This window comes from Parasulfitobacter algicola (assembly GCF_013315265.1).
GTDB lineage: Bacteria > Pseudomonadota > Alphaproteobacteria > Rhodobacterales > Rhodobacteraceae > Parasulfitobacter > Parasulfitobacter algicola.
Genome location: NZ_JABUFE010000002.1, coordinates 256,557 through 277,799, shown reverse-complemented (window position 1 = coordinate 277,799; position 21,243 = coordinate 256,557). Strand labels below are relative to the sequence as shown.

Below are 21,243 nucleotides of genomic sequence, written 5' to 3'. Positions count from 1 at the left end.
GAATGTGATGAGTAAAAAGCCACTTTTAGTCATGGCGGCAGGCGGTACGGGCGGGCACATGTTTCCCGCACAGGCCCTTGCTGAACAGATGTTGGCACGCGGTTGGCGCGTAAAATTGTCAACTGACGCGCGTGGTGCACGCTATATCAGCGGTTTTCCGGATGCGGTCGAGATTGAACAGATTTCCAGTGCAACCTTTGCGCGGGGCGGAATTGCTGCGAAACTTCTGGTGCCATTTCGTATTCTGGGCGGGATCATCAGCGCCAAGGTCAAAATGCTGTCAGATAAGCCAACGGTTGTGGTGGGTTTTGGGGGTTATCCCAGTATTCCCGCGCTGTCAGCTGCCTGGATTTTGCGACGCCCGCGGATGATCCATGAACAAAACGGCGTTCTTGGGCGTGTTAATCAGGTTTTTGCAAAGCGGGTCGATGCGGTCGCTTGCGGTATATGGCCCACGCCGATGCCTGCTGGTGTGCAGGCGTTTGACACAGGTAACCCCGTTCGCGCGGCCGTGCTAGAACGTGAAGGTGCGCCCTATATTCCGCCCGGCGATTACCCGATGAGCATTTTGGTCATTGGCGGATCGCAAGGAGCACGCATTTTGTCTGATGTGGTCCCTGGCGCAATCACGAAGCTGCCCGAAGATATCCTGCGTAATATCCGCATTTCGCACCAAGCACGTGACGAAGACGGGCATCGCGTGGCCGAGTTCTATTCTGATCATGGTATTGATGCTGATGTGCGGGCTTTTTTCGATGATATTCCAAGCCGTATGGCGGATGCGCAATTGGTAATCAGCCGGGCCGGGGCATCATCAATTGCCGATATCAGTGTGATTGGGCGACCTTCGATTTTGATTCCGTATGCAGTTGCAGCAGGTGATCATCAGACGGCAAACGCACGCGGGCTTGTCGATGCGCAAGCGGCTGTATTGATCCCGGAATCCAAGCTGACAATTGAAAGTCTGGCCGAAAACATCAGTGCAATTTTGACACAAGACAAGGCTGCCGTTGCGATGGCAGCGGGCGCACGCACAGTTGGACGCCCTAATGCAACAGGCGCGCTGGTGGACATGGTTGAACAATTGGCACAAAAGGCGGGACACAACGCATGATGGATGGTGGGGCTCTGATGAACGCGGCAACGAAACTTCCAACCGAAATGGGACCAATCCACTTTGTGGGCATTGGTGGCATCGGAATGTCAGGCATTGCCGAGGTGCTGCTGAACCACGGTTATCGCGTTCAAGGATCTGACCTGAAGGCCACAAAAATTACGGAACGCTTGAAAGCTTTGGGCGCCACGATTTTTGAAGGACAACGGGCTGAAAACCTTCAAGGGGCCGAGGTTGTCGTGATATCCAGCGCAATCAAACCGGGTAACGCCGAACTGGATCAGGCGCGGCTGACGGGCCTGCCCGTTGTGCGCCGGGCTGAAATGCTGGCCGAACTGATGCGCCTGAAGTCAAATATCGCGGTGGCAGGTACGCATGGTAAGACCACGACCACCACGATGGTTGCAACGCTGTTGGATGCGGGCGGCATCGACCCGACCGTGATCAATGGCGGGATTATCCACGCCTATGGATCGAACGCGCGGATGGGGCAGGGCGAATGGATGGTGGTCGAAGCCGACGAAAGCGACGGCACCTTTAACCGTTTGCCTGCCACCATTGCGATTGTGACAAATATCGACCCAGAGCACATGGAGCATTGGGGTGATTTTGATACGCTGCGACAGGGGTTCTTGGATTTTGTATCGAATATTCCGTTCTATGGTCTGGCTGTCTGTTGCACCGATCACCCTGAAGTTCAGTCTTTAGTTGGCAAGATATCTGACCGCCGGGTGGTCACGTTTGGCTTTAACGCGCAGGCTGATGTGCGGGCAGTGAACCTGACTTACAAGGCAGGCGTTGCGCTTTTCGATATTGCGCTGCAGGCCGAAGGCAAGGTGATTGAAGGCTGCAGTCTGCCGATGCCAGGGGACCACAATGTCTCAAATGCGCTTTCGGCTGTGGCTGTCGCGCGGTATTTGGGCATGAAAATGGATGAAATCCGCGAGGCTTTGGCGAATTTCGCAGGTGTCAATCGCCGCTTTACCAAAGTGGGCGAGGTTGGTGGCGTCACAATCATTGATGATTACGGTCATCACCCCGTTGAAATCGCAGCGGTTCTGAAAGCCGCGCGCCAATCAACAGAAGGTCGCGTGATCGCTGTGCATCAACCCCACCGGTATTCGCGTCTGTCTTCGCTGTTTGACGATTTCTGCGCGTGTTTTAATGATGCCGATGTTGTTGCCATCGCCGAGGTTTTCAGCGCGGGCGAAGATCCCATCGACGGCGCAGGCCGTGACGATCTTGTCGCCGGTTTGATCCGCCATGGTCACCGCCACGCCCGCGCGATTGTCAGCGAAGACGATTTGGAACGACTGGTTCGTGAACAAGCCAAGCCAGGGGATATTGTTGTTTGCCTTGGGGCTGGTACAATCAGCGCATGGGCGAATGGATTACCACAGCGATTGAAGGCATAAGTCTTTCCCTGTTCCTGGGTGCGATCTGGGTAATGATCGGCACTTTTGTTGCGTTTTTGCCCATGCGATATCAATATCCGCCAGGCATCATGTTGTTGATCGCAGCACCCTTTTTACTGGGATTTGTGGCGTATCAGCATGGGGCATGGATATTCTTTGTGGGACTTTTCGCTTTTGCGTCGATGTTCAGAAACCCTCTGATCTATTTTTATCGTAAATGGCGCGGGTTACCTTGGGACGGACCGGAATGATTTCATTACTGCTGTGCTGTATCTGGGTTGTCGTGGCGAATGTATTGGCGATGATCCCCAGCAAAGATAATCACTGGACGCGCGCTTATTTTCTGATTGCAATCGGGGCACCGTTGTTGGGATATGTGATCTATCAAAATGGGCCATGGGTTGGTCTGTTGTTTTTGGTTGCTGCGATGTCGGTGCTGCGATGGCCGGCTATTTACCTGTGGCGCTGGATCAGGCGCAAGTTTGAGAAAAAGCAAAGTGATTGAAGGTTCTGAATTTATCGTTTTGATCTTGATTGGAACAAGCCTGGGTGTCGGATTGAAGCTGATGCAACATGCGGCTTTCGGTGCTTATAAGCGCTGGATTGTGCTTGCATCCGGATCATGTGTCTTTTTAACTTTGGGTATTTCAACGTGGTTTTTTGTAAACTGGCACGATCATGGCATTTGGGAAAACCTGATACAGCTTTGCATATTGGTAAATTTGCTTGCGTTTGGTTTTGGGGCGTTTGGATTTCTTTTGCACCGCTTCATAGATCAGAAAGCCACACATGATACTGCCTGAGGTTCGAGGGCGTTTGACGCCAAATCGTGTTTTGTCTGACCTGACATGGTTGCGTGTCGGGGGGGCTGCGGATTACCTGTTTCAGCCTGCCGATGCTCAGGATTTGCAGGATTTCTTACGACAATTGCCCACTAACGTTGACGTCTTTCCGATGGGTGTAGGGTCGAACCTGATCGTGCGCGATGGCGGCTTGCGTGCTGTAGTCATTCGCATGGGGCGTGGGTTTAACCAGATCACGATCGAAGGTCAGCAGGTGACCGCTGGTGTTGCTGCGTTGGATGCACATGTGGCGCGCAAGGCGGCTGAGGCGGGCGTCGATCTGACATTTCTGCGCACAATTCCCGGTGCCATTGGTGGGGCGGTGCGGATGAATGCAGGGTGTTATGGGTCCTATGTTGCCGATGCGTTCGTCAGTGCAAAAGCAGTCACACGTGCCGGTGATCTGGTGACACTGACTGCGCAAGATTTGAATTTTCGCTATCGCCAAACGGATTTGCCCGAAGGCTGGGTTCTGGCTGAGGCCACATTCACAGGGCCCAAAGTCGATCCCGATGAACTGGTGGCGCGAATGGATGATCAACTGGCAAAGCGGGATGCAACCCAACCCACCAAGGATCGCACGGCTGGCAGCACCTTTCGCAATCCGGCTGGATTTTCCAGTACGGGTCGTGCCGATGATACCCATGATTTGAAAGCCTGGAAGGTCATTGATGACGCCGGAATGCGTGGTGCAACGCTTGGTGGGGCGCAAATGTCGCCCAAGCATTCCAACTTTCTGGTGAATACCGGTGATGCAACAGCCGCGGATTTGGAAAATTTGGGCGAACAGGTTCGAAAAAAGGTTTACGCGTCCAGCGGAATAAAGCTAGAGTGGGAAATCATGAGGGTTGGTGAACCGGCCCCGGAATAATCACCCCGAAAAGGGGCAATAAGAATCGGCCAATGTGCCGGAAATTTGAGGCAGAGAGTGGGACAGTCGGGCAGACATCCCCTCAAAGTAGTTGTTCTGATGGGCGGACCCTCGGCTGAGCGCGAGGTATCGCTATCGTCAGGTCGTGAATGTGCGGCTGCTTTGCGGGCAGAAGGATTTGACGTGGTAACGGTGGATGCCGACCGCGATCTTTTCGTGCGACTTGCCGATATTCAGCCCGATGTAGCATTTAACGCATTGCACGGTCGTTGGGGGGAAGACGGCTGTGTGCAAGGCATCCTTGAATGGATGCAGATCCCCTATACGCATTCAGGTGTTCTTGCCTCGGCCTTGGCGATGGACAAGCAACGCAGCAAAGATCTTTATCGCTCGGTCTTGTTGCCTGTTGTGGACAGTACCATCGTCACACGGGCCGAGGCCGAGGGCGGCCATGTCATGGCGCCGCCTTACGTTGTAAAACCCAATGCCGAAGGGTCCAGTGTTGGTGTATATCTTGTGCAAGAAGGCGCCAATGGCCCCCCAAAACTGGCTGACACAATGCCGGCTCATGTGATGGTCGAAGCCTTTGTACCAGGTCGGGAATTGACGACGACCGTAATGGGCGATCGTGCATTGACGGTCACGGATATTCTGACGGATGGTTGGTACGACTATGACGCCAAATATGTTGAAGGCGGTTCGCGCCATGTGGTCCCTGCCGACATTCCGGGCGATATCTTTGACGCGTGTCTGGATTATGCCCTGCGCGCCCATCAGGTGCTGGGGTGTCGTGGTGTTAGCCGCACTGATTTCCGGTGGGATGAAACGCGTGGGCTGGACGGTTTGGTTCTGCTTGAGACGAACACGCAACCTGGTATGACCCCCACATCTCTGACGCCCGAACAGGCGGAAAAATCTGGGGTCGAGTTTGGTGCCCTGTGCCGCTGGATGGTCGAGGACGCATCATGCAACAGATGAATGCCCAACGACCAGATCGGATCAAACGTGATCCAGCCCCATCGCGCGCAGCATACCGGATACATCGCCTGTGGCTGACGCCGTTGTTTCGCGCTTTGTTGCGGGTTGGTCTGCCATCTTTCACTGTGATTATGTTGATCGGGCTTTATGTATCAGATGCCGAAAATCGGGAACGCATGAATAATATCGCGCGCGAATTCCGCGCCGCAATCGAGACGCGTGATGAATTCATGGTTAAACTTATGGCGATTGATGGGGCTACGGTGCCAGTTGCTGCTGATATACGCGAAGTGCTGTCGCAAGACTTCCCCGTCAGTTCGTTTGATCTGGATCTTGAGGCGATGAAAGCGCAAGTTGAAACACTGGATGCTGTGAAATCTGCACAATTACGTATCCAATCGGGCGGTGTTTTGCAGATTTTGGTGATGGAACGCATCCCCGCCATCGTTTGGCGCAACAACCAAGGCACTGTGCTTTTGGACGCTGCGGGCGTTTTGGTTGGTCCTGTTGAAACGCGGATGGATCGCGCCGATTTGCCCTTGGTTGCTGGCGAAGGCGCGCAGGATCACATCCCAGAGGCGCTTGATCTGTTACAAGCCGCTGCCCCCATCATGGACCGTGTCAAAGGCCTGGTCCGGATTGGCGAACGTCGTTGGGATATCGTGCTTGATCGCAATCAGCGCATTTTATTGCCCGCTGATGACCCTATTCTTGCCATGGCAAGGATTATAACTCTGGACGACGCGCAAGACATGCTGGCGCGGGATTTGTCTGTTGTTGATATGCGCCTTGGCTATCGCCCGACCATTCGCCTTCAACACGATGCCGCTGATGGGTTGAGACGTATTCGAGTATCTGAAATTGGAGTGACGCAGGAATGACCGATCTTTATGGAATGCAGCGCGCCATGCGAAATATGCGTAAAGCTGCCATGCAGCGAGGTGTTATAGCGATTTTGGATATTGGTACATCCAAGATTGCCTGCCTCATTTTACGCTTTGACGGTCCTGAGCGATTTCGCGAACAAGAAGGTATCGGGTCAATGGCGGGGCAAAGTTCGTTTCGTGTGATCGGTGCTGCAACAACCCGGTCCCGGGGGGTGAAATTTGGTGAAATCGCTACTATGGGCGAAACCGAGCGCGCCATTCGCACGGCAGTGCAGGCAGCCCAAAAGATGGCCAATCAGCGTGTTGATCATGTGATCGCCTGTTTGTCTGGTGCACGGCCCCGGTCTTATGGTTTGGACGGTGTGGTTGAGTTGCATGAAAACACTGTGACTGAACATGATATTGCCCGCGTTCTCGCGGCCTGTGATGTGCCAGATTATGGGGATGGTCGTGAAATTCTGCATGCGCAGCCGGTGAATTTTGCCTTGGACCACCGTACAGGTCTGGCGGATCCCCGCGGTCAGATGGGCAATCAGCTGGCCACCGATATGCACATGGTCACGGTGGATGCAAATGTCATTCAGGATCTGTTATACTGTCTGAAACGTTGCGATCTTGAATTGGCAGGTCTTGCGTCATCGGCTTATGTGGCAGGTGTTTCTTCACTGGTTGAAGACGAACAAGAACTTGGGTCCGCTTGCATCGATATGGGTGGTGGCGCCACGGGTGTGTCCATTTTTATTAAAAAGCACATGATTTATACCGACAGCGTTCGACTTGGCGGTGATAGCGTGACCAGCGATATCTCGATGGGTTTGCAGGTGCCGATGGCCGTGGCTGAACGCATCAAGACATTTTATGGTGGTGTCGTAGCGACCGGCATGGATGATCGCGAGATGATTGATATCGGTGGCGATACAGGCGATTGGGAACATGATCGTCGCCGTGTCAGCCGGGCGGAATTGATCGGCATTATGCGCCCGCGTGTCGAAGAAATTCTGGAAGAAGTTCGCAGCCGTCTGGATGCCGCTGGATTTGATCATTTGCCAAGCCAGCAGATTGTTCTGACCGGTGGGGCCAGTCAAATTCCTGGCCTTGATGGATTGGCCAGTAAAATCCTTGGCCAGCAGGTGCGCCTTGGCCGTCCGTTGCGTGTACAAGGTTTGCCACAAGCCGCAACGGGACCTGCATTTGCAGGATCGGTTGGTCTTAGTCTGTTTGCAGCGCATCCCCAAGACGAATGGTGGGATTTCGATATTCCGATGGATAAATATTCCGGTCGGTCCCTAAAACGCGCTTTGAAATGGTTCAAAGACAACTGGTAAGCGCAAAATCTGCCCCTAATATGGATACCAAGCGGAAAGACGCTGAAAAACTGCTATATTTTGTGTGTTTTTTGCGTTTTTTTCGTGACCTTTGTAAGCTAACCCAGTAGGTTAAGTGCAGAGTAGGCAAAAAAGCCCAAAAAATGGGCGCAGTAAAAGCAGGCGGATTTACGATGACATTGAATCTCTCAGTGCCCGGGCATGAAGAATTGAAACCCCGTATCACCGTATTTGGTGTAGGCGGCGCAGGCGGCAATGCCGTCGATAATATGATTGAAAAACAGCTTGATGGTGTCGAGTTTGTGATCGCAAACACCGATGCACAGGCCCTTCAGCAATCTACAGCTCCGGTCAAGGTGCAGCTTGGCGTCAAAGTCACCGAAGGTTTGGGCGCCGGCGCGCGCCCGTCTGTTGGTGCCGCCGCTGCTGAAGAAAGCATTGAGCAGATCGTTGATCAGCTTGCTGGTGCGCATATGTGTTTCATCACGGCCGGTATGGGCGGTGGTACAGGCACAGGTGCAGCCCCGATTATCGCGCAGGCTGCTCGCGAATTGGGTGTTCTGACGGTCGGTGTTGTGACCAAGCCCTTCCAGTTTGAGGGCGGGAAGCGCATGCGTCAGGCGGAAGAAGGCGTCGAAGCCTTGCAGAAAATGGTCGACACGCTGATCATTATTCCAAATCAGAACCTGTTCCGTCTTGCCAATGAAAAGACGACCTTTACCGAAGCGTTTAGCATGGCAGATGATGTGCTTTATCAAGGTGTTAAGGGTGTAACGGACCTTATGGTTCGTCCCGGTTTGATCAACCTTGATTTTGCCGATGTCCGTGCTGTCATGGACGAAATGGGCAAAGCGATGATGGGCACAGGCGAAGCTGAAGGCGAAGATCGCGCCATTCAGGCTGCCGAAAAAGCCATCGCCAATCCGCTGCTGGATGAAATCAGCCTGCGCGGTGCAAATGGCGTGCTGATCAACATCACAGGTGGCTATGATCTGACATTGTTTGAACTGGACGAAGCCGCTAACCGGATCCGCGAAGAAGTGGATGCCGATGCGAATATCATCGTTGGGTCGACTTTGGATACCGAAATGGAAGGCAAAATGCGGGTCAGCGTTGTTGCAACCGGTATTGATGCCGCTGAAGTTGGTGAAGTTCCAGTACCCCGCCGCAGTTTGGCCGAGCCTCTAAGGCCGGTGGAAACTGCTCAGGCTGAGCCTGAGGTGCAAGAGGCCGTTGCACAAGAACCCACATTGTTTCCAGAGTTTGAACCAGAGCCTGAAACAGTCGCTACGGACGATCTGCCACCACCCGCATATCAACCGGAGGCTGCAACGTTCGAGCCTCAGCCCGAAGTTACGCAGGAACAACAAGAAGAGCCATATGTTGCGGCCGCACCCGGTACACCTTCGCCACAGGCGATGCAGCGCTTGCAGGCCGCTGTTCAAAAGGCGCCGCCTCGCGAAGCGATGTCGCCAACGGCACCGCCATCAGATGAAAAACCACGCTTTGGTATCAATTCATTGATCGGGCGTATGACTGGTGCACATGAAGCTGGAACGGAGCGCAATCAGCCACAGCCGCTTCGTCAACAACCCCCTGTTCATCAAGGCTATGATGACGAACAGGATGGTCATTCAGACCAGGATCGCATCGAAATTCCTGCATTCCTGCGCCGACAAGCGAATTAATACACATTAAAATGTAACAAAAGCCGCTCAAATTATGGGCGGCTTTTTCTATTATATCAAAGCGTTACATTCTTATATTTCAGAATAAGCATATTTTCGGTCGCAGTGTTTCAGACCGTTGCAAAGAGTGAATTGTCCTTATGCGCATGGCGAATTACCTATCCTTCAGCAAATATTAACTGATCGTTTAGATGCCCAAAGGATGGTCTCTGTGCAAACAACGCTAAAATCACCCGTGAGCTTTTCCGGCGTTGGCCTGCATTCCGGCGCGACTGTACGTGTCACAGTTCACCCTGCGTCTGCCGAATATGGTATATGGTTCCGCAGAACGGATATTGAGATTGGCGATACGATGATCCCCGCGCGCTGGGATTTTGTTGAAATCTCACCTTTGTGCACCAAGATTGTAAATAACGCAGGCGTCAGTGTTTCAACAATTGAACACATCATGGCTGCCTTGGCGGGTTGTGGTATTCATAATGCCCTGATTGAAATCGACGGTCCTGAAGTGCCGATCCTTGATGGTAGCTCAGCAAAGTTTGTCAAAGCGTTTCTGAACCGTGGTATAAAAACATTGTCCAGCCCCGTGCGTATGGTCGAGGTTTTGAAAACTGTCGAAGTTCATGACGGTGCATCAACTGCCCGCTTTGAACCCGCACATTCACTGCACATCGATTTTGCGATTGATTTTGTGGATCAGGCGATTGGCCAGCAACATAAATCACTTGATATGTCCAATGGCACATTCGTTCGTGAATTGTGTGACAGCCGTACATTTTGCCGTCAATCCGATGTGGACGCAATGCATGCACAAGGTCTGGCCTTGGGCGGCACTTTGGAAAATGCTGTTGTTGTGGATGGTGATGATATCCTAAGCCCGGGCGGTTTCCGCCATCGTGATGAAGCGGTGCGTCATAAAATGCTGGATGCGCTTGGGGATTTGTCCTTGGCTGGCCATCCCATTATGGGGCGTTACACGGGCCTGCGTGCGGGTCACGCCATGACAAACCGTCTACTTCGTGCGCTTTTCTCGGATACCACAGCGTTTCGCGTGATCACATGTGGTACTGCAGATATTGCGCGTTTGCCGGGCTTTGATCTTCACCAAGAAGATCTTCCGCTGATCGCATAACTGAAAACTGATAGCGGATGCGTGAAAATCCGCGCTTAGCCGTTTTGCCCCAGATTTTTCTATGCTAGACCCATTTCGATATTGGCGCCTTTTTACCGGGTGCACGGTCTATTCAAGAGGTTATACATAATGAAGGGGCTTCGACTAAAGGGCTGTGTGGCGATTCTGGCCATCGCACTTTTGGCGTCCTGCGGGGCTGGTGGTGGCGGTCGTGAACAGCCACTGGAAAGTTTCACCGCCGAAGAAATTTACAACAAGGCTGAATTCGAACTTGAAGATGGTAATGCAGATGAAGCTGCACGACTGTTTGGTGAAGTTGAACGGCTTTATCCTTATTCTGATTGGGCCAAGCGCGCATTGATCATGCAGGCCTTCGCCTATCATCGCGACCGGGATTACGAAAACAGCCGGGCAACAGCGCAACGTTATATCGATTTTTATCCAGCAGACGAAGATGCTGCCTATGCGCAATATCTTCTGGCGCTTAGCTATTATGATCAGATCGACGATGTAGGGCGCGACCAAGGGCTGACCTTTCAGGCGTTGCAATCTTTGCGCACTGTCATCGAACGTTATCCCGAAAGCGAATATGCGCGATCATCAATTCTGAAATTTGATCTGGCCTTTAATCATCTTGCTGGAAAAGAGATGGAGATCGGGCGTTACTACCTGAAACGCGGTCATTATGGCGCTGCAATCAATCGGTTCCGCGTCGTGGTTGAGGAATTTCAAACTACGACACACACACCCGAGGCACTGCACAGGCTTGTCGAAAGCTATCTGTCTCTTGGTCTGACGAACGAGGCACAGACAGCAGGCGCCATTCTGGGATACAACTATCGATCCACAGATTGGTATGATGACAGCTATAAGCTGTTGACCGGGCGCGGGCTTGAACTAGAGGCGGCAGGCGACAGCTGGCTGCGGCAGGTTTATCGTCAGGTGGTTCAGGGGCGATGGCTCTGATCCGTTTTTGTAAGTAAGGTCAGCCATGCTTCGGGGATTGGATATCCGGAATATGCTGATAATCGACCGGTTGGAACTTGAGTTCCAGCCGGGCCTTAATGTTTTAACCGGCGAAACTGGAGCGGGTAAATCGATTTTGCTGGATGCCTTGGGCTTTGTACTTGGCTGGCGGGGACGTGCAGAACTGGTGCGCGCCGGTGCTGATCAGGGGGAAGTTACCGCCTGGTTTGATCTAACGGCGGATCATCCTGCGCAAGCCGTTTTGCAAGATGCCGGATTTGATCCCAGTGACGAACTGCTGCTGCGCCGGGTCAATACAAAGGATGGCCGCAAGACAGCTTATGTGAACGACCGCCGCACCAGTGGTGAGATATTGCGCGCCTTATCTGACACATTGGTTGAACTGCATGGCCAACATGATGACCGTGGTCTGCTGAATGCCCGTGGTCACCGCGCGTTATTGGATGATTATGCCAACGCAGGACCTGAGCTAGAGACATGTAAAATTGCGTGGCGCGCGTTGTCTGACGCCAAAGCCCATGTGACAGCCGCAGAAGCCAAGCTGAATGAAGTCAGGGCCGAAGAAGATTTTCTGCGCCATGCGATGCAGGAACTGGATGCCTTGGATCCGCAGCCTGGCGAAGAACAAACATTGGATACCCGTCGCCGTTTGATGCAAGGGGCAGAGCGCATTCGCGAAGATGTGTCCAAAGCCCTCAAAGCCCTTGGAAATGATGGCGCTGACGGTGCGATGCAGGATGCATCCCGGTGGTTGGAAGATGTTGTCGATCAAGCCGAGGGTGCGTTGGAACAGCCCTTGGCCGCACTGGAACGCGCAGCACTTGAGTTGAGTGAAGCGCAACACGGTGTTGAATCGTTTTTGGATACGTTGTCATTTAATCCGCACGAACTGGAAGACGCCGAAGAACGTCTGTTCGCCATTCGCGGTCTGGCACGGAAACACAATGTTCAGCCAGATGATCTTGGCGAATTTGCCCAAGAAATGCGTGATAAACTGGCGGCATTGGATGGCGGCGCAGATGACTTGAAAGCGCTGCAACAAGCGGTTCAGGCGGCACAAGATGCCTTTGATCAAGCCGCCAATATGTTGAGCAAAAAACGTAAATTAGCCGCTGCCGGATTGGACAAGGCTATGGCGGCCGAATTGGCCCCGTTAAAAATGGAACGCGCTGTATTTGAAACACAGATCGAGCCAGCGCCACCGTCGTTGGATGGGCATGATCATGTTGCATTCACCGTCGCCACCAACCCCGGCGCGCCTGCGGGGCCATTGGATAAGATCGCATCTGGGGGCGAACTAAGCCGCTTTCTTTTGGCGTTGAAGGTCTGTCTGACCAGTGACACTGACGGTTTAACCCTGATTTTTGATGAAATTGATCGCGGTGTGGGCGGTGCAACCGCTGATGCCGTTGGGCGTCGTTTGGGTGAAATTGCCAAGACTGGACAAGTGTTGGTCGTCACCCATTCACCGCAGGTGGCCGCCCTTGGGCACCATCATTGGCGTGTAGAAAAGCGTGTTCAGGAAAATATGACAACATCGACCGTGGTGCCGTTGAATGCGGATGAACGTGTTGATGAAATTGCACGCATGTTGTCTGGCGATACAATCACGGATCAGGCACGCGGTGCAGCGCGGGCACTGTTGGCGGGTTAGTCTTGGCACGGGGGTTGGACGGGCCCGCACTTTCGCCTAAGACATTGTGAACATGAAAACAGTCCTGACAGCGCGGGTGTCAGATTGGCTGAGCTTTATGGCCCGCACCGGACGCCCCAGATGGCCAAGCAAGACAAGACACTGATCGGGCAACAGCTGGACGATCTTTACGTTGTGTGTCGCAACGGTTGGAGCGTGATGAAACATCGCGGCCCCAGCCAGATACAGTTCTGGTTTATTGCCCTTTTGATCGGGATCGCCGCCGGGTTTGCAGCGCTGCTGTTTCGCAAAGGGATCACGACCTTGCAAAGCTGGCTTTATGGCGTGCCTGATATCCGCACAATCCATAGTTTTGCCGAAACGCTGCCTTGGTATCTGATTTTTATCATCCCGGTAATTGGCGGCTTAGTCGTCGGTTTTATCCTGCATTGGTTTACCCCCGATGCGCGGGCCAGATCGGTCGCTGATGTCATCGAAGGGGCTGCGTTAAAAGATGGACGGGTCGAAAAGCGGGCAGGCTTGGCATCCGCTTTTGCATCTCTGATCACGCTGTCATCTGGCGGTTCCAGCGGGCGGGAAGGGCCAGTGGTTCACTTGGCCGCTGTCATATCAAGCTGGGTATCGAATGTTATCCGTGCGGATGGAATCACTGGTCGCGATTTGCTGGGCTGTGCTGTGGCGGCGGCTGTCAGCGCATCGTTTAACGCACCAATTGCCGGGGCTTTGTTCGCGCTTGAAGTTGTTTTGCGCCACTTCGCGGTTCATGCGTTTGCACCAATTGTTATTGCATCAGTTGCAGGAACTGTGATCAATCGTTTGGCGTTCGGTGACGTGACTGAGTTCACGCTGGCAACAGGTGGTGCGCTGGCGTTCTATGTCGAATTACCTGCATTCTTGATCCTTGGGTTGATCTGCGGCGTGGTTGCTGTTGTGCTGATGCGGGCGATTTTCTGGGCAGATGACATTGGCGATTATGTTCAGAATAAATACTCTATCCCAAGATATTTGCGCCCGGCGATTGCGGGTATGGGGTTGGGGGCCTTGGCGATCTTTTTTCCACATATTATCGGCGTTGGATATGAAACGACATCGGCTGCACTGACTGGAGAATTGATCTGGCACGAGGCGCTTGTCTTTGCCATTCTAAAGGTCGTTGCGGTTGCGATCACCATCGGGGGTCGTATGGGGGGCGGGGTGTTTTCGCCGTCTTTGATGATCGGTGCGTTAACCGGATTGACCTTTGGTTTAATTGCAACGGGACTTTTCCCAACCGTCAGCGGATCGCCCACGATTTATGCCCTGGCTGGCATGGGTGCTGTGGCGGCTGCAGTTTTGGGGGCGCCGATTTCGACCACATTGATTGTGTTTGAATTGACCGGGGACTGGCAAACGGGTCTGGCGGTGATGGTTGCGGTGTCTTTGTCCACAGCACTATCGTCCCGGCTGGTGGATCGATCTTTTTTCCTGACACAGCTTGAACGTCGAAATATCCATCTGGCTGCGGGACCACAGGCTTATTTACTGGCCATGTTTCGAGTTTCAAACATCATGCGGTCATTCACAGATGATAAGGCGGCATCGGAAGACGACTGTTGGGCGCTGGTTGAACAGGGCACATACATCGACGGAAATGCAACCCTAGAGCAAGCTATGCCTTTGTTTGATAGAGCGAATATCGCTTTTATTCCGGTCGTCACACTAAAAGGCGAAGGTGAACCGCCCGAATTGATGGGGGCCTTGTTTCAAGTGGATGCTTTAAAAGCCTATAACCGTGCCCTTGCCGCGACAGCCGCGGAAGAACATTCCTAAAGTTGTTCGACCGTGACTTTGTTGGTATAAAAGGCCAAATGATCTTTGATCTGGGCCACGTCATCTTTGGGGGCTTCATAACTCCAGACGGCGTCTTTGATCGTGTTGCTTTTTGTGACAATCGAAAAATAGCTGGCATCGCCCTTGTGCGGGCAATGGGACGTTGTATCCGTCGGTTCAAGAAATGCCATCGCCATGTCCTTGCGCGGCACGTAGATTGTCTTGTGGCCGCCTTCGGTTAGTTCAAGTGCATCAGCCGTTTCGCCCAATACGGCACCACCAGCGCGAACCACCCATTTGCCATCCGCTTTCTGAATCGTAATATAATCAGACATATCGTTCCCCCAGAAATTAATTCTGAATGCGCCGTATGACAAACAGATGTCAAAGGGGGCGCGTCGCTTCTGTTAACCATGCTTTCGCGTCAGTTGAAAGCCGGTCCCCCAGCTTAGCAAGGCAATCCGTATGATAGTCATTGATCCACTGACGTTGATTGACGTCCAGCATGTCTGTGACAATCAGATTGCGATCAATAGGAACATAGGTCAGCGTTTCGAAAGACAACATCTGACGGTCATCCGCGCCGGGCAATTCGGGCGCGGGTTGCACAACGATCAAATTTTCTATGCGAATGCCAAAGGCCCCATCGCGATAATAGCCCGGTTCATTCGACAGGATCATACCGGGTTTCAGCGGCACCTCGGACGCGCGACTGATCCGTTGCGGGCCTTCGTGCACGCCCAGATAAACGCCAACGCCGTGGCCCGTGCCGTGGTCAAAGTCCAAGCCCGCGGTCCACAGTGGAAAGCGCGCCAGCGCGTCCAGATCGCGGCCCGCCAGCCCCTTGGGGAACCGCACGCGGCTCAGCGTGATCATCCCCTGCAGCACGCGGGTGAAGCATCTGCGTGGCTCTTCATCGGGGTCACCCATGGCGATGGTGCGGGTGATATCGGTGGTGCCGTCGATATATTGCCCGCCGCTGTCGACCAGCAACAGATCACCGTCGCGGATCTGCCGATTGGTTTGGGTTGTCACGCGGTAATGCACAATCGCACCGTTGGGGCCGGTGCCGCTGATCGTTTCAAAACTGATATCGCGCAGGGCGTTCGTGGCGCGGCGGTACCCTTCCAGCGTTTTGACCACGTCGATCTCGGTCAGGGTTTCGGGGTCTTGCCGGTCCAGCCAGGCCAGAAACTCAACCACCGCGGCCCCGTCACGCAGATGCGCCTCGCGGGTGGCTGTAATCTCGGCGTCAGTTTTGCAGGCCTTGGGCAGGATGCAGGGGTCTTCGTCATAGGCAATCTGAGCCTTCGTCACCTGCCGCGTGACTTCAAGCGGGGCCGATTTCGGATCAACACGAATGGTGCCGGTCAGTTGGTTCAGGTGATCGGTGAAATCAGTGATCGGGTGCAGCCGCACGTCGCCGCCAAGGTGATCCGTCAGGTCGCCCAAGCTGGAGTTGTTGCTGAACAGGTCCACGGTCTCATCGGCGCGCAGAATGGCAAAAGCCTGCACGACCGGCATCCGATCAATGTCACTGCCACGGATATTCAGCAGCCAGGCGATGCTGTCGGGCAGGGTCAGGATGGCACAATTCTGGCCCGCGTCTTTTAGTGTTTGCGCGACCTCACTGCGTTTCTCGTCATGCGTTTTGCCCGCTAAATCAGCGGGATAGATGATGGTTTTACCATCGGGGGCAGGGGGCTGATCATCCCATATGTGGTCAATCAGGTTCGCCGGATCGGGGCGCAGGGTGATATCGGTGCCCGCCAGCGCTTTCTCAATCTGCTCAATCTCATGTTGGGTATGCAGCCAACTGTCAAAGCCGATGATGCCGCTGGTCAATTGGTCCTTCAGCCAGTCGCCCGGTTTCGTCTCGGGCCAGTTGACGGGGGTAAAGACATCGGCCACCTGATCGCGCACCTGCAACCGATAGCGCCCGTCAATGAAAACGCCCGCGATATCATTCAGGGCAATGCAGAACCCGGCCGAGCCCGTGAACCCCGTCAGCCACGCCAGGCGTTCATCCCGCGGGGCGACATTTTCGCCCTGATGCACATCCGCACGGGGGATAATATAGCCATCAAGCCCCTGATCAGCCATCGCGCCCCGCAGTTTCGCCAAACGCGGAGGCCCCTGTTCCGGTGTCGTCGTGGGATCAAAGGTTTGAAACATGCGCGGTCCCCGTTTGCGGTTTCAGATGTTGTGCCCGCTGGCGCAGGGGATGTCGAGGGGGGCAGGTTTCGATTCATGTTATTTTGACCAGAGGGTAGCGACCGGCCCGATGATGGGTGCTGAAAGCGCCCGCCGTCGTGCTGAAAGCACGCCTTTGGCGTGACGGGGGCGGGTCGGTCGCTGCCCGGTGGTGCCGACCGGGTGGTTTGCAGCCGAAAAAAAGCCATATACAAACATCAAGGTTTTTATTTCATCATTCGTCATCACTCTGATTAATTGGTCATAGTGGAAATGGAAAAAGAACACCTATGACTGAATATGTTTTCTCAAAGGATTTTGACTGGTCACTACGCGCCTTGGCGCAAGACGCCGAAACACAGTTGCGGCTTTACGGCGGCTTCTGGAATACCGCAGATGACCTGGCATCGGATTACGAATTGGCGCTCAGAGAACTGCATAATGACGTCTTGGACAAACACCCCGAGATTTCAGTACTCGACCAGTTGCTTCTGCGTAAATCGGGTATTGAGGAGTTCTGGACAATTGAGGCACTACGCGACTCTGAGTTTTGGCATGAGGTACGGGATAGCGCAAAGAAGGCTTTGAAAAGATACGGCATTCCGGTAACCGCACCCGAGCCGCGGGATATTCAGATAATCCTCATTGACGAGAAAGAGTACTAATTTCTGTGCGTCTGTTCTTAAGATGTTGAACCAGCAAGACTATAAATCGATCACTCGTCGCTGCAATAGCCGGTGGAGTAAGAGTTTGAGTCTGATTTACTCTTCCGATCACAAACCTGACCTTGGTGGAATGCGCCGTTTTTGAAATCCGGTTTTTGTCTGGTCGAAGCCTGCCTGATGATAGAAATTGATAGCATCAGAGCGGTTTGATCCCGTCAGCAGCATAATCTTATAGCAGTTATTTTGCCACGCATGCTCGGTTGCCGCATCAAGGATCATCTTACCCAAACCGCGCCGTCTGAAATCCGTATGGGTGACAGCATTTTCAATCAAACCATACGGTGTGCCACCGCGTGTCAGATTTGGTACGACGACCAGAGTGCAGGATGCGACAAGTTGATCGTCAATCTCACCCAGAACAATGCAACTGCCGTCGTACTTCAGAAAGGCATCAAAAACCGTCTCGGCCCGTGTTTTTGAGGGGCGCCGGTCCTCTGGCATAAGGTGGCGATAGAGGTCCAGCAGGTTTTCTAGGTCTGTACGAATGGCCTGGCGAATATGCACCCTGACGTCACCCCGCCTTCTTCAGCCCCATGACCCGCGCCCGCGCCCTGGGATCGCTGTCGAATAGGCTGGCGAGTTGTTCGGTCATGGCGCCGGCCAGTTGTTCGACGTCGGTGATCGTCACGGCGCGGTCGTAATAGCGGGTGACGTCGTGGCCGATGCCGATGGCGATCAGTTCGACGGCTTTCCGCTTTTCAACCATGGCAATCACGTCACGCAGGTGTTTTTCCAGATAATTCGCGGGGTTAACAGACAGGGTTGAGTCGTCGACCGGCGCGCCGTCGCTGATCACCATCAGGATTTTGCGGGCCTCGACACGGCGCTCCATCCGGCGATGCGCCCATTCCAGCGCCTCGCCGTCGATGTTTTCTTTCAGCAGACCCTCTTTCATCATCAGGCCCAGATTGTCGCGGGATCGCCGCCAGGGGGCATCGGCGGATTTATAGACGATGTGGCGCAGGTCATTCAGGCGGCCGGGCTGTTGCGGACGCCCGTCGGCCAGCCATTGTTCGCGGCACATCCCGCCCTTCCACGCGCGGGTGGTAAAGCCCAGAATTTCGACCTTGACCTGACAGCGTTCCAGCGTGCGGGCCAGAACATCGGCGCAGATGGCTGCGATGCTGATTGGACGCCCGCGCATGGACCCCGAGTTATCCAGCAACAGCGTCACGCAAGTATCTCGGAACTCGGTATCTTTTTCGACCTTGAAGCTAAGTGGTGTCGTGGGGTTGGCGACCACACGGGCCAGCCGGCCTGCGTCCAGAATGCCTTCCTCAAGATCGAATTCCCAACTGCGGCTTTGTTGCGCCTGCAGGCGACGCTGCAGTTTATTCGCCAAGCGGCTGACGGCGCCTTTCAGAGGGTCCAACTGCTGGTCCAGATAGGCGCGCAGGCGTTCCAGTTCGGCGGGTTCGGCCAGATCTTCGGCGGCGATTTCTTCATCGTTTTCCGTGTTGAAAACCTGGTAATTCGGATCAGCGTCGGACACGGGCTGCGGGGCGGGAGGCTCAAGCGGGGCCTCGCCCTCGGGCATATCAGCCTCGTCCCCCATTTCTGCATCGGCCATGTCATCCAGTGTCACACTGGCCTGCGCTGCATCCTGCTGTTGTTCCTGAGACTGCTCTGGCGAAGCTTCTGTATCGTCTTCCTGATCTTGGTCGTCCTGGCCCGTGCTGTCGGGTTCCTGTTCCTGATCAGCGCCTTCTTCGGCCTGATCTTCCTGATCTTCGTCCAGCTGATCAGGATCATCACCCAATTGATCACCATAGCCCAAATCGCTGATAATCTGACGGGCAAATTTAGAAAAACTCTTTTGATCAGAAAGGGTTATCTCAAGATCTTCTAATGTGCCGCCTGCGCGGTCTTCGATAAAACCGCGCCAAAGCTCCATCACGTTATCGGCCCCTTTGGGCAAATCGCGACCCGTGGCAAGGTGACGGATCAGATAGCCCGCAGCAGTGGCCAGTGGTGCCTCGGCAGGTTGTTTGATCTGGTCATAGCCGCGCCGCATAGCCTCGGACCCGATTTTGGCGTCTATATTTCCTGCTGTGCCGGGCATATGCTGCGCACCAACGGCTTCGATGCGGGCCGTTTCCATAGCTTCATACAGATCCCGCGCCATCTGCCCTTGTGGGGCGTAACGGGCGTGGGTTCCGGTGTCATGAAACTTGTGCCGCAGCGCCAAGGCATCGGCAGTACCGCGTGCCAACAGAACCTCATCACGGGTCATGCGGCGACTGACCTGGGGCAGCCTGATCGTGTCGGCCGTTTGCCCCGGTGGGTCGACGGTATAGCTGACCGACAGTTCGGGATCGTCGGCCATGACTTTTGTCGCCTCAGCCAAGGCTTTTTTAAACGGATCGGCGGGATTGTCAGATTGGCTCATACGTTCTTTTTCGGCGAGTTTGTATAATTTGTACATGGGTTTTGTACAAATATTTTTGTACAAAATGTCCTGCGGCGGTGGTGATTATTGATCTGTTAACCGTTTGTACCAGGCTTGTTCGGTGGCACTTAACGCGGACAGGTCCGGGACATAAATCGGATCTGGAATGTACCACGGCAATTTACTGAAATAGTTTTGCAGGTTGGCATTCGCAAAGACATAGCCACGGCGCGCAAACAGATAATTGCGCAGCACCTTGTTTGAAGCATCATCAACCCCGTTTGTGGGGATCATGTATAGTAGGTTAAAGGGCAACTGATCTTTGCTGGCATCAAAACGCGCATCGTTGAAATTAGAATAATTCGAAAAGCGTGCGATGCTTGGCACCCAAAGATACAGTTCCCCCGCAGGTTTGAAATTCGTTTGTTCCATAGTGATTTTACCATCCCGCATCGCGAATGTTGTATAGTCAGGGGGCGTGTCGAGATTGGGATTATATGAGTCATAATCATCGTAATAGTCGGGGGATGGATAAGCTGTGCCAATACCCGATATCTGCCAATCTTGCGCATCTTTGAAAAAGCTGTTGCGAATGTTGAATTCAATCATCTCGCCCATGTCGATGCTGAGTTCGAAATTCTCAATACCATTCGCGCCCCATCTGTTTGCGGCAGTCAGGACGTATTCGAAGTCATGCTTTGTGACGACTGACCCGGACAGATCAAAGCTGTATGTGTGAAGAATTCTGTTGGTTCCGGGCTGAAAAACCGCGTCGAAATGATAGACATAAAGCCGGTTAAATTCATCTGGCAGGATGGTTTCTGTAATGATCTGGCCTTTTTCATAATAAGGGTCTTTGCTGGTGATCGTGACCTGATAAGGCAAATCGCGGTCGTTCATCTGAACCGTGAAGTCATGCATATAAGGGTGCCGGCCGCTGATCGGGGTTGTATTGACATCGCCTTGGGGCGGCATGGCTTCGAACCCGACGACCAGCGTTTTTGTGGGGCCGGGGTTGTCAAAAATGTAATCGACAGTGACATTCATTCGGCCGCCATTCCGGATCAATGTCAGCCGTTCATGCGTGATCCGGATATCAGTTTCCACCATTGGGATCAGCTGATTGCCAGACGTATAATAGGCGCCATCATTGGCTTTGGCAGGGATCATCATCAGCAATGTGACAACGACAAGTGCTATAATGACGTGGTATGTATTTTCTACATAAGCCATT

Annotated in this window: 20 protein-coding genes; 15 read left to right on the top strand and 5 right to left on the bottom strand. The window is 53.6% G+C overall.

Annotated features, from left to right (window positions below):
* Positions 1-7 precede the first annotated feature (7 nt).
* The 14 genes from murG (at position 8) to HRQ87_RS05085 (ending at position 14,702) form a co-directional block, all read left to right on the top strand.
* Positions 8-1,114, top strand: a complete 1,107-nt coding sequence (gene murG, locus HRQ87_RS05150; RefSeq protein WP_174135941.1) for an undecaprenyldiphospho-muramoylpentapeptide beta-N-acetylglucosaminyltransferase — start codon at positions 8-10, stop codon at positions 1,112-1,114.
* Positions 1,115-1,131: 17 nt separating this feature from the next.
* Positions 1,132-2,529, top strand: a complete 1,398-nt coding sequence (gene murC / locus HRQ87_RS05145) for a UDP-N-acetylmuramate--L-alanine ligase (protein ID WP_174136305.1) — start codon at positions 1,132-1,134, stop codon at positions 2,527-2,529.
* A complete protein-coding gene (locus HRQ87_RS05140; protein WP_217430382.1) occupies positions 2,493-2,780 on the top strand; it encodes a DUF2484 family protein in 288 nt (95 codons plus the stop codon). The genes murC and HRQ87_RS05140 overlap by 37 nt, the downstream gene beginning before the upstream one ends.
* Positions 2,777-3,034 carry a DUF2484 family protein gene (locus HRQ87_RS05135; protein WP_174135939.1) on the top strand — a complete coding sequence of 86 codons (258 nt, stop codon included), beginning with the start codon at positions 2,777-2,779 and terminating at the stop codon, positions 3,032-3,034. The genes HRQ87_RS05140 and HRQ87_RS05135 overlap by 4 nt, the downstream gene beginning before the upstream one ends.
* A complete protein-coding gene (locus HRQ87_RS05130; protein WP_174135937.1) occupies positions 3,012-3,332 on the top strand; it encodes a hypothetical protein in 321 nt (106 codons plus the stop codon). Before HRQ87_RS05135 ends, HRQ87_RS05130 begins: the two co-directional genes overlap by 23 nt.
* Positions 3,319-4,242: a UDP-N-acetylmuramate dehydrogenase gene (murB, locus tag HRQ87_RS05125; RefSeq protein ID WP_174135935.1), complete on the top strand. Its 924-nt coding sequence runs from the start codon at positions 3,319-3,321 to the stop codon at positions 4,240-4,242. Before HRQ87_RS05130 ends, murB begins: the two co-directional genes overlap by 14 nt.
* A gap of 99 nt (positions 4,243-4,341) precedes the next feature.
* Entirely contained in the window at positions 4,342-5,220 is an 879-nt protein-coding gene (locus HRQ87_RS05120; protein ID WP_174135933.1) for a D-alanine--D-alanine ligase, read from the top strand.
* A complete protein-coding gene (locus HRQ87_RS05115) occupies positions 5,208-6,101 on the top strand; it encodes a cell division protein FtsQ/DivIB (protein WP_174135931.1) in 894 nt (297 codons plus the stop codon). Before HRQ87_RS05120 ends, HRQ87_RS05115 begins: the two co-directional genes overlap by 13 nt.
* Positions 6,098-7,432: a cell division protein FtsA gene (gene ftsA / locus HRQ87_RS05110; RefSeq protein ID WP_174135929.1), complete on the top strand. Its 1,335-nt coding sequence runs from the start codon at positions 6,098-6,100 to the stop codon at positions 7,430-7,432. Before HRQ87_RS05115 ends, ftsA begins: the two co-directional genes overlap by 4 nt.
* A 173-nt stretch (positions 7,433-7,605) precedes the next feature.
* Positions 7,606-9,120 (top strand): cell division protein FtsZ, encoded by a 1,515-nt coding sequence (gene ftsZ, locus HRQ87_RS05105; protein ID WP_174135927.1) that lies wholly within the window; start codon positions 7,606-7,608, stop codon positions 9,118-9,120.
* 211 nt (positions 9,121-9,331) lie between these two features.
* Positions 9,332-10,252, top strand: a complete 921-nt coding sequence (gene lpxC, locus HRQ87_RS05100) for a UDP-3-O-acyl-N-acetylglucosamine deacetylase (protein WP_174135925.1) — start codon at positions 9,332-9,334, stop codon at positions 10,250-10,252.
* 129 nt (positions 10,253-10,381) lie between these two features.
* Positions 10,382-11,218, top strand: a complete 837-nt coding sequence (locus HRQ87_RS05095; protein WP_174135923.1) for an outer membrane protein assembly factor BamD — start codon at positions 10,382-10,384, stop codon at positions 11,216-11,218.
* Between the two features lie 25 nt (positions 11,219-11,243).
* A complete protein-coding gene (recN, locus tag HRQ87_RS05090; protein WP_174135921.1) occupies positions 11,244-12,893 on the top strand; it encodes a DNA repair protein RecN in 1,650 nt (549 codons plus the stop codon).
* A 120-nt stretch (positions 12,894-13,013) separates the two neighbouring features.
* Positions 13,014-14,702: a chloride channel protein gene (locus tag HRQ87_RS05085; RefSeq protein ID WP_174135919.1), complete on the top strand. Its 1,689-nt coding sequence runs from the start codon at positions 13,014-13,016 to the stop codon at positions 14,700-14,702.
* Here the strand turns inward: HRQ87_RS05085 and HRQ87_RS05080 are convergent.
* Positions 14,699-15,037, bottom strand: a complete 339-nt coding sequence (locus tag HRQ87_RS05080; protein ID WP_174135916.1) for a DUF427 domain-containing protein — start codon at positions 15,035-15,037, stop codon at positions 14,699-14,701. The two genes, HRQ87_RS05085 and HRQ87_RS05080, sit on opposite strands and share 4 nt — an antisense overlap.
* A 49-nt stretch (positions 15,038-15,086) precedes the next feature.
* Entirely contained in the window at positions 15,087-16,877 is a 1,791-nt protein-coding gene (locus HRQ87_RS05075) for an aminopeptidase P family protein (protein ID WP_174135914.1), read from the bottom strand.
* A gap of 308 nt (positions 16,878-17,185) precedes the next feature.
* On the opposite strand from HRQ87_RS05075, the gene HRQ87_RS05070 reads away from it, so the two are divergent.
* Positions 17,186-17,560 carry a hypothetical protein gene (locus HRQ87_RS05070; RefSeq protein ID WP_174135912.1) on the top strand — a complete coding sequence of 125 codons (375 nt, stop codon included), beginning with the start codon at positions 17,186-17,188 and terminating at the stop codon, positions 17,558-17,560.
* A 108-nt stretch (positions 17,561-17,668) separates the two neighbouring features.
* On the opposite strand, the gene HRQ87_RS05065 is transcribed toward HRQ87_RS05070, so the two are convergent.
* The 3 genes from HRQ87_RS05065 to HRQ87_RS05055 all read right to left on the bottom strand — a co-directional run bounded on the left by HRQ87_RS05065 (position 17,669) and on the right by HRQ87_RS05055 (position 21,242).
* The gene (locus tag HRQ87_RS05065) at positions 17,669-18,124 is read right to left on the bottom strand and encodes a GNAT family N-acetyltransferase (protein WP_174135910.1); all 456 of its coding nucleotides are present in this window, start codon (positions 18,122-18,124) and stop codon (positions 17,669-17,671) included.
* 7 nt (positions 18,125-18,131) lie between these two features.
* Positions 18,132-20,009 carry a cobaltochelatase subunit CobT gene (cobT, locus tag HRQ87_RS05060; protein WP_174135908.1) on the bottom strand — a complete coding sequence of 626 codons (1,878 nt, stop codon included), beginning with the start codon at positions 20,007-20,009 and terminating at the stop codon, positions 18,132-18,134.
* A gap of 84 nt (positions 20,010-20,093) precedes the next feature.
* A complete protein-coding gene (locus tag HRQ87_RS05055) occupies positions 20,094-21,242 on the bottom strand; it encodes a YARHG domain-containing protein (protein WP_174135906.1) in 1,149 nt (382 codons plus the stop codon).
* Position 21,243 lies beyond the last annotated feature (1 nt).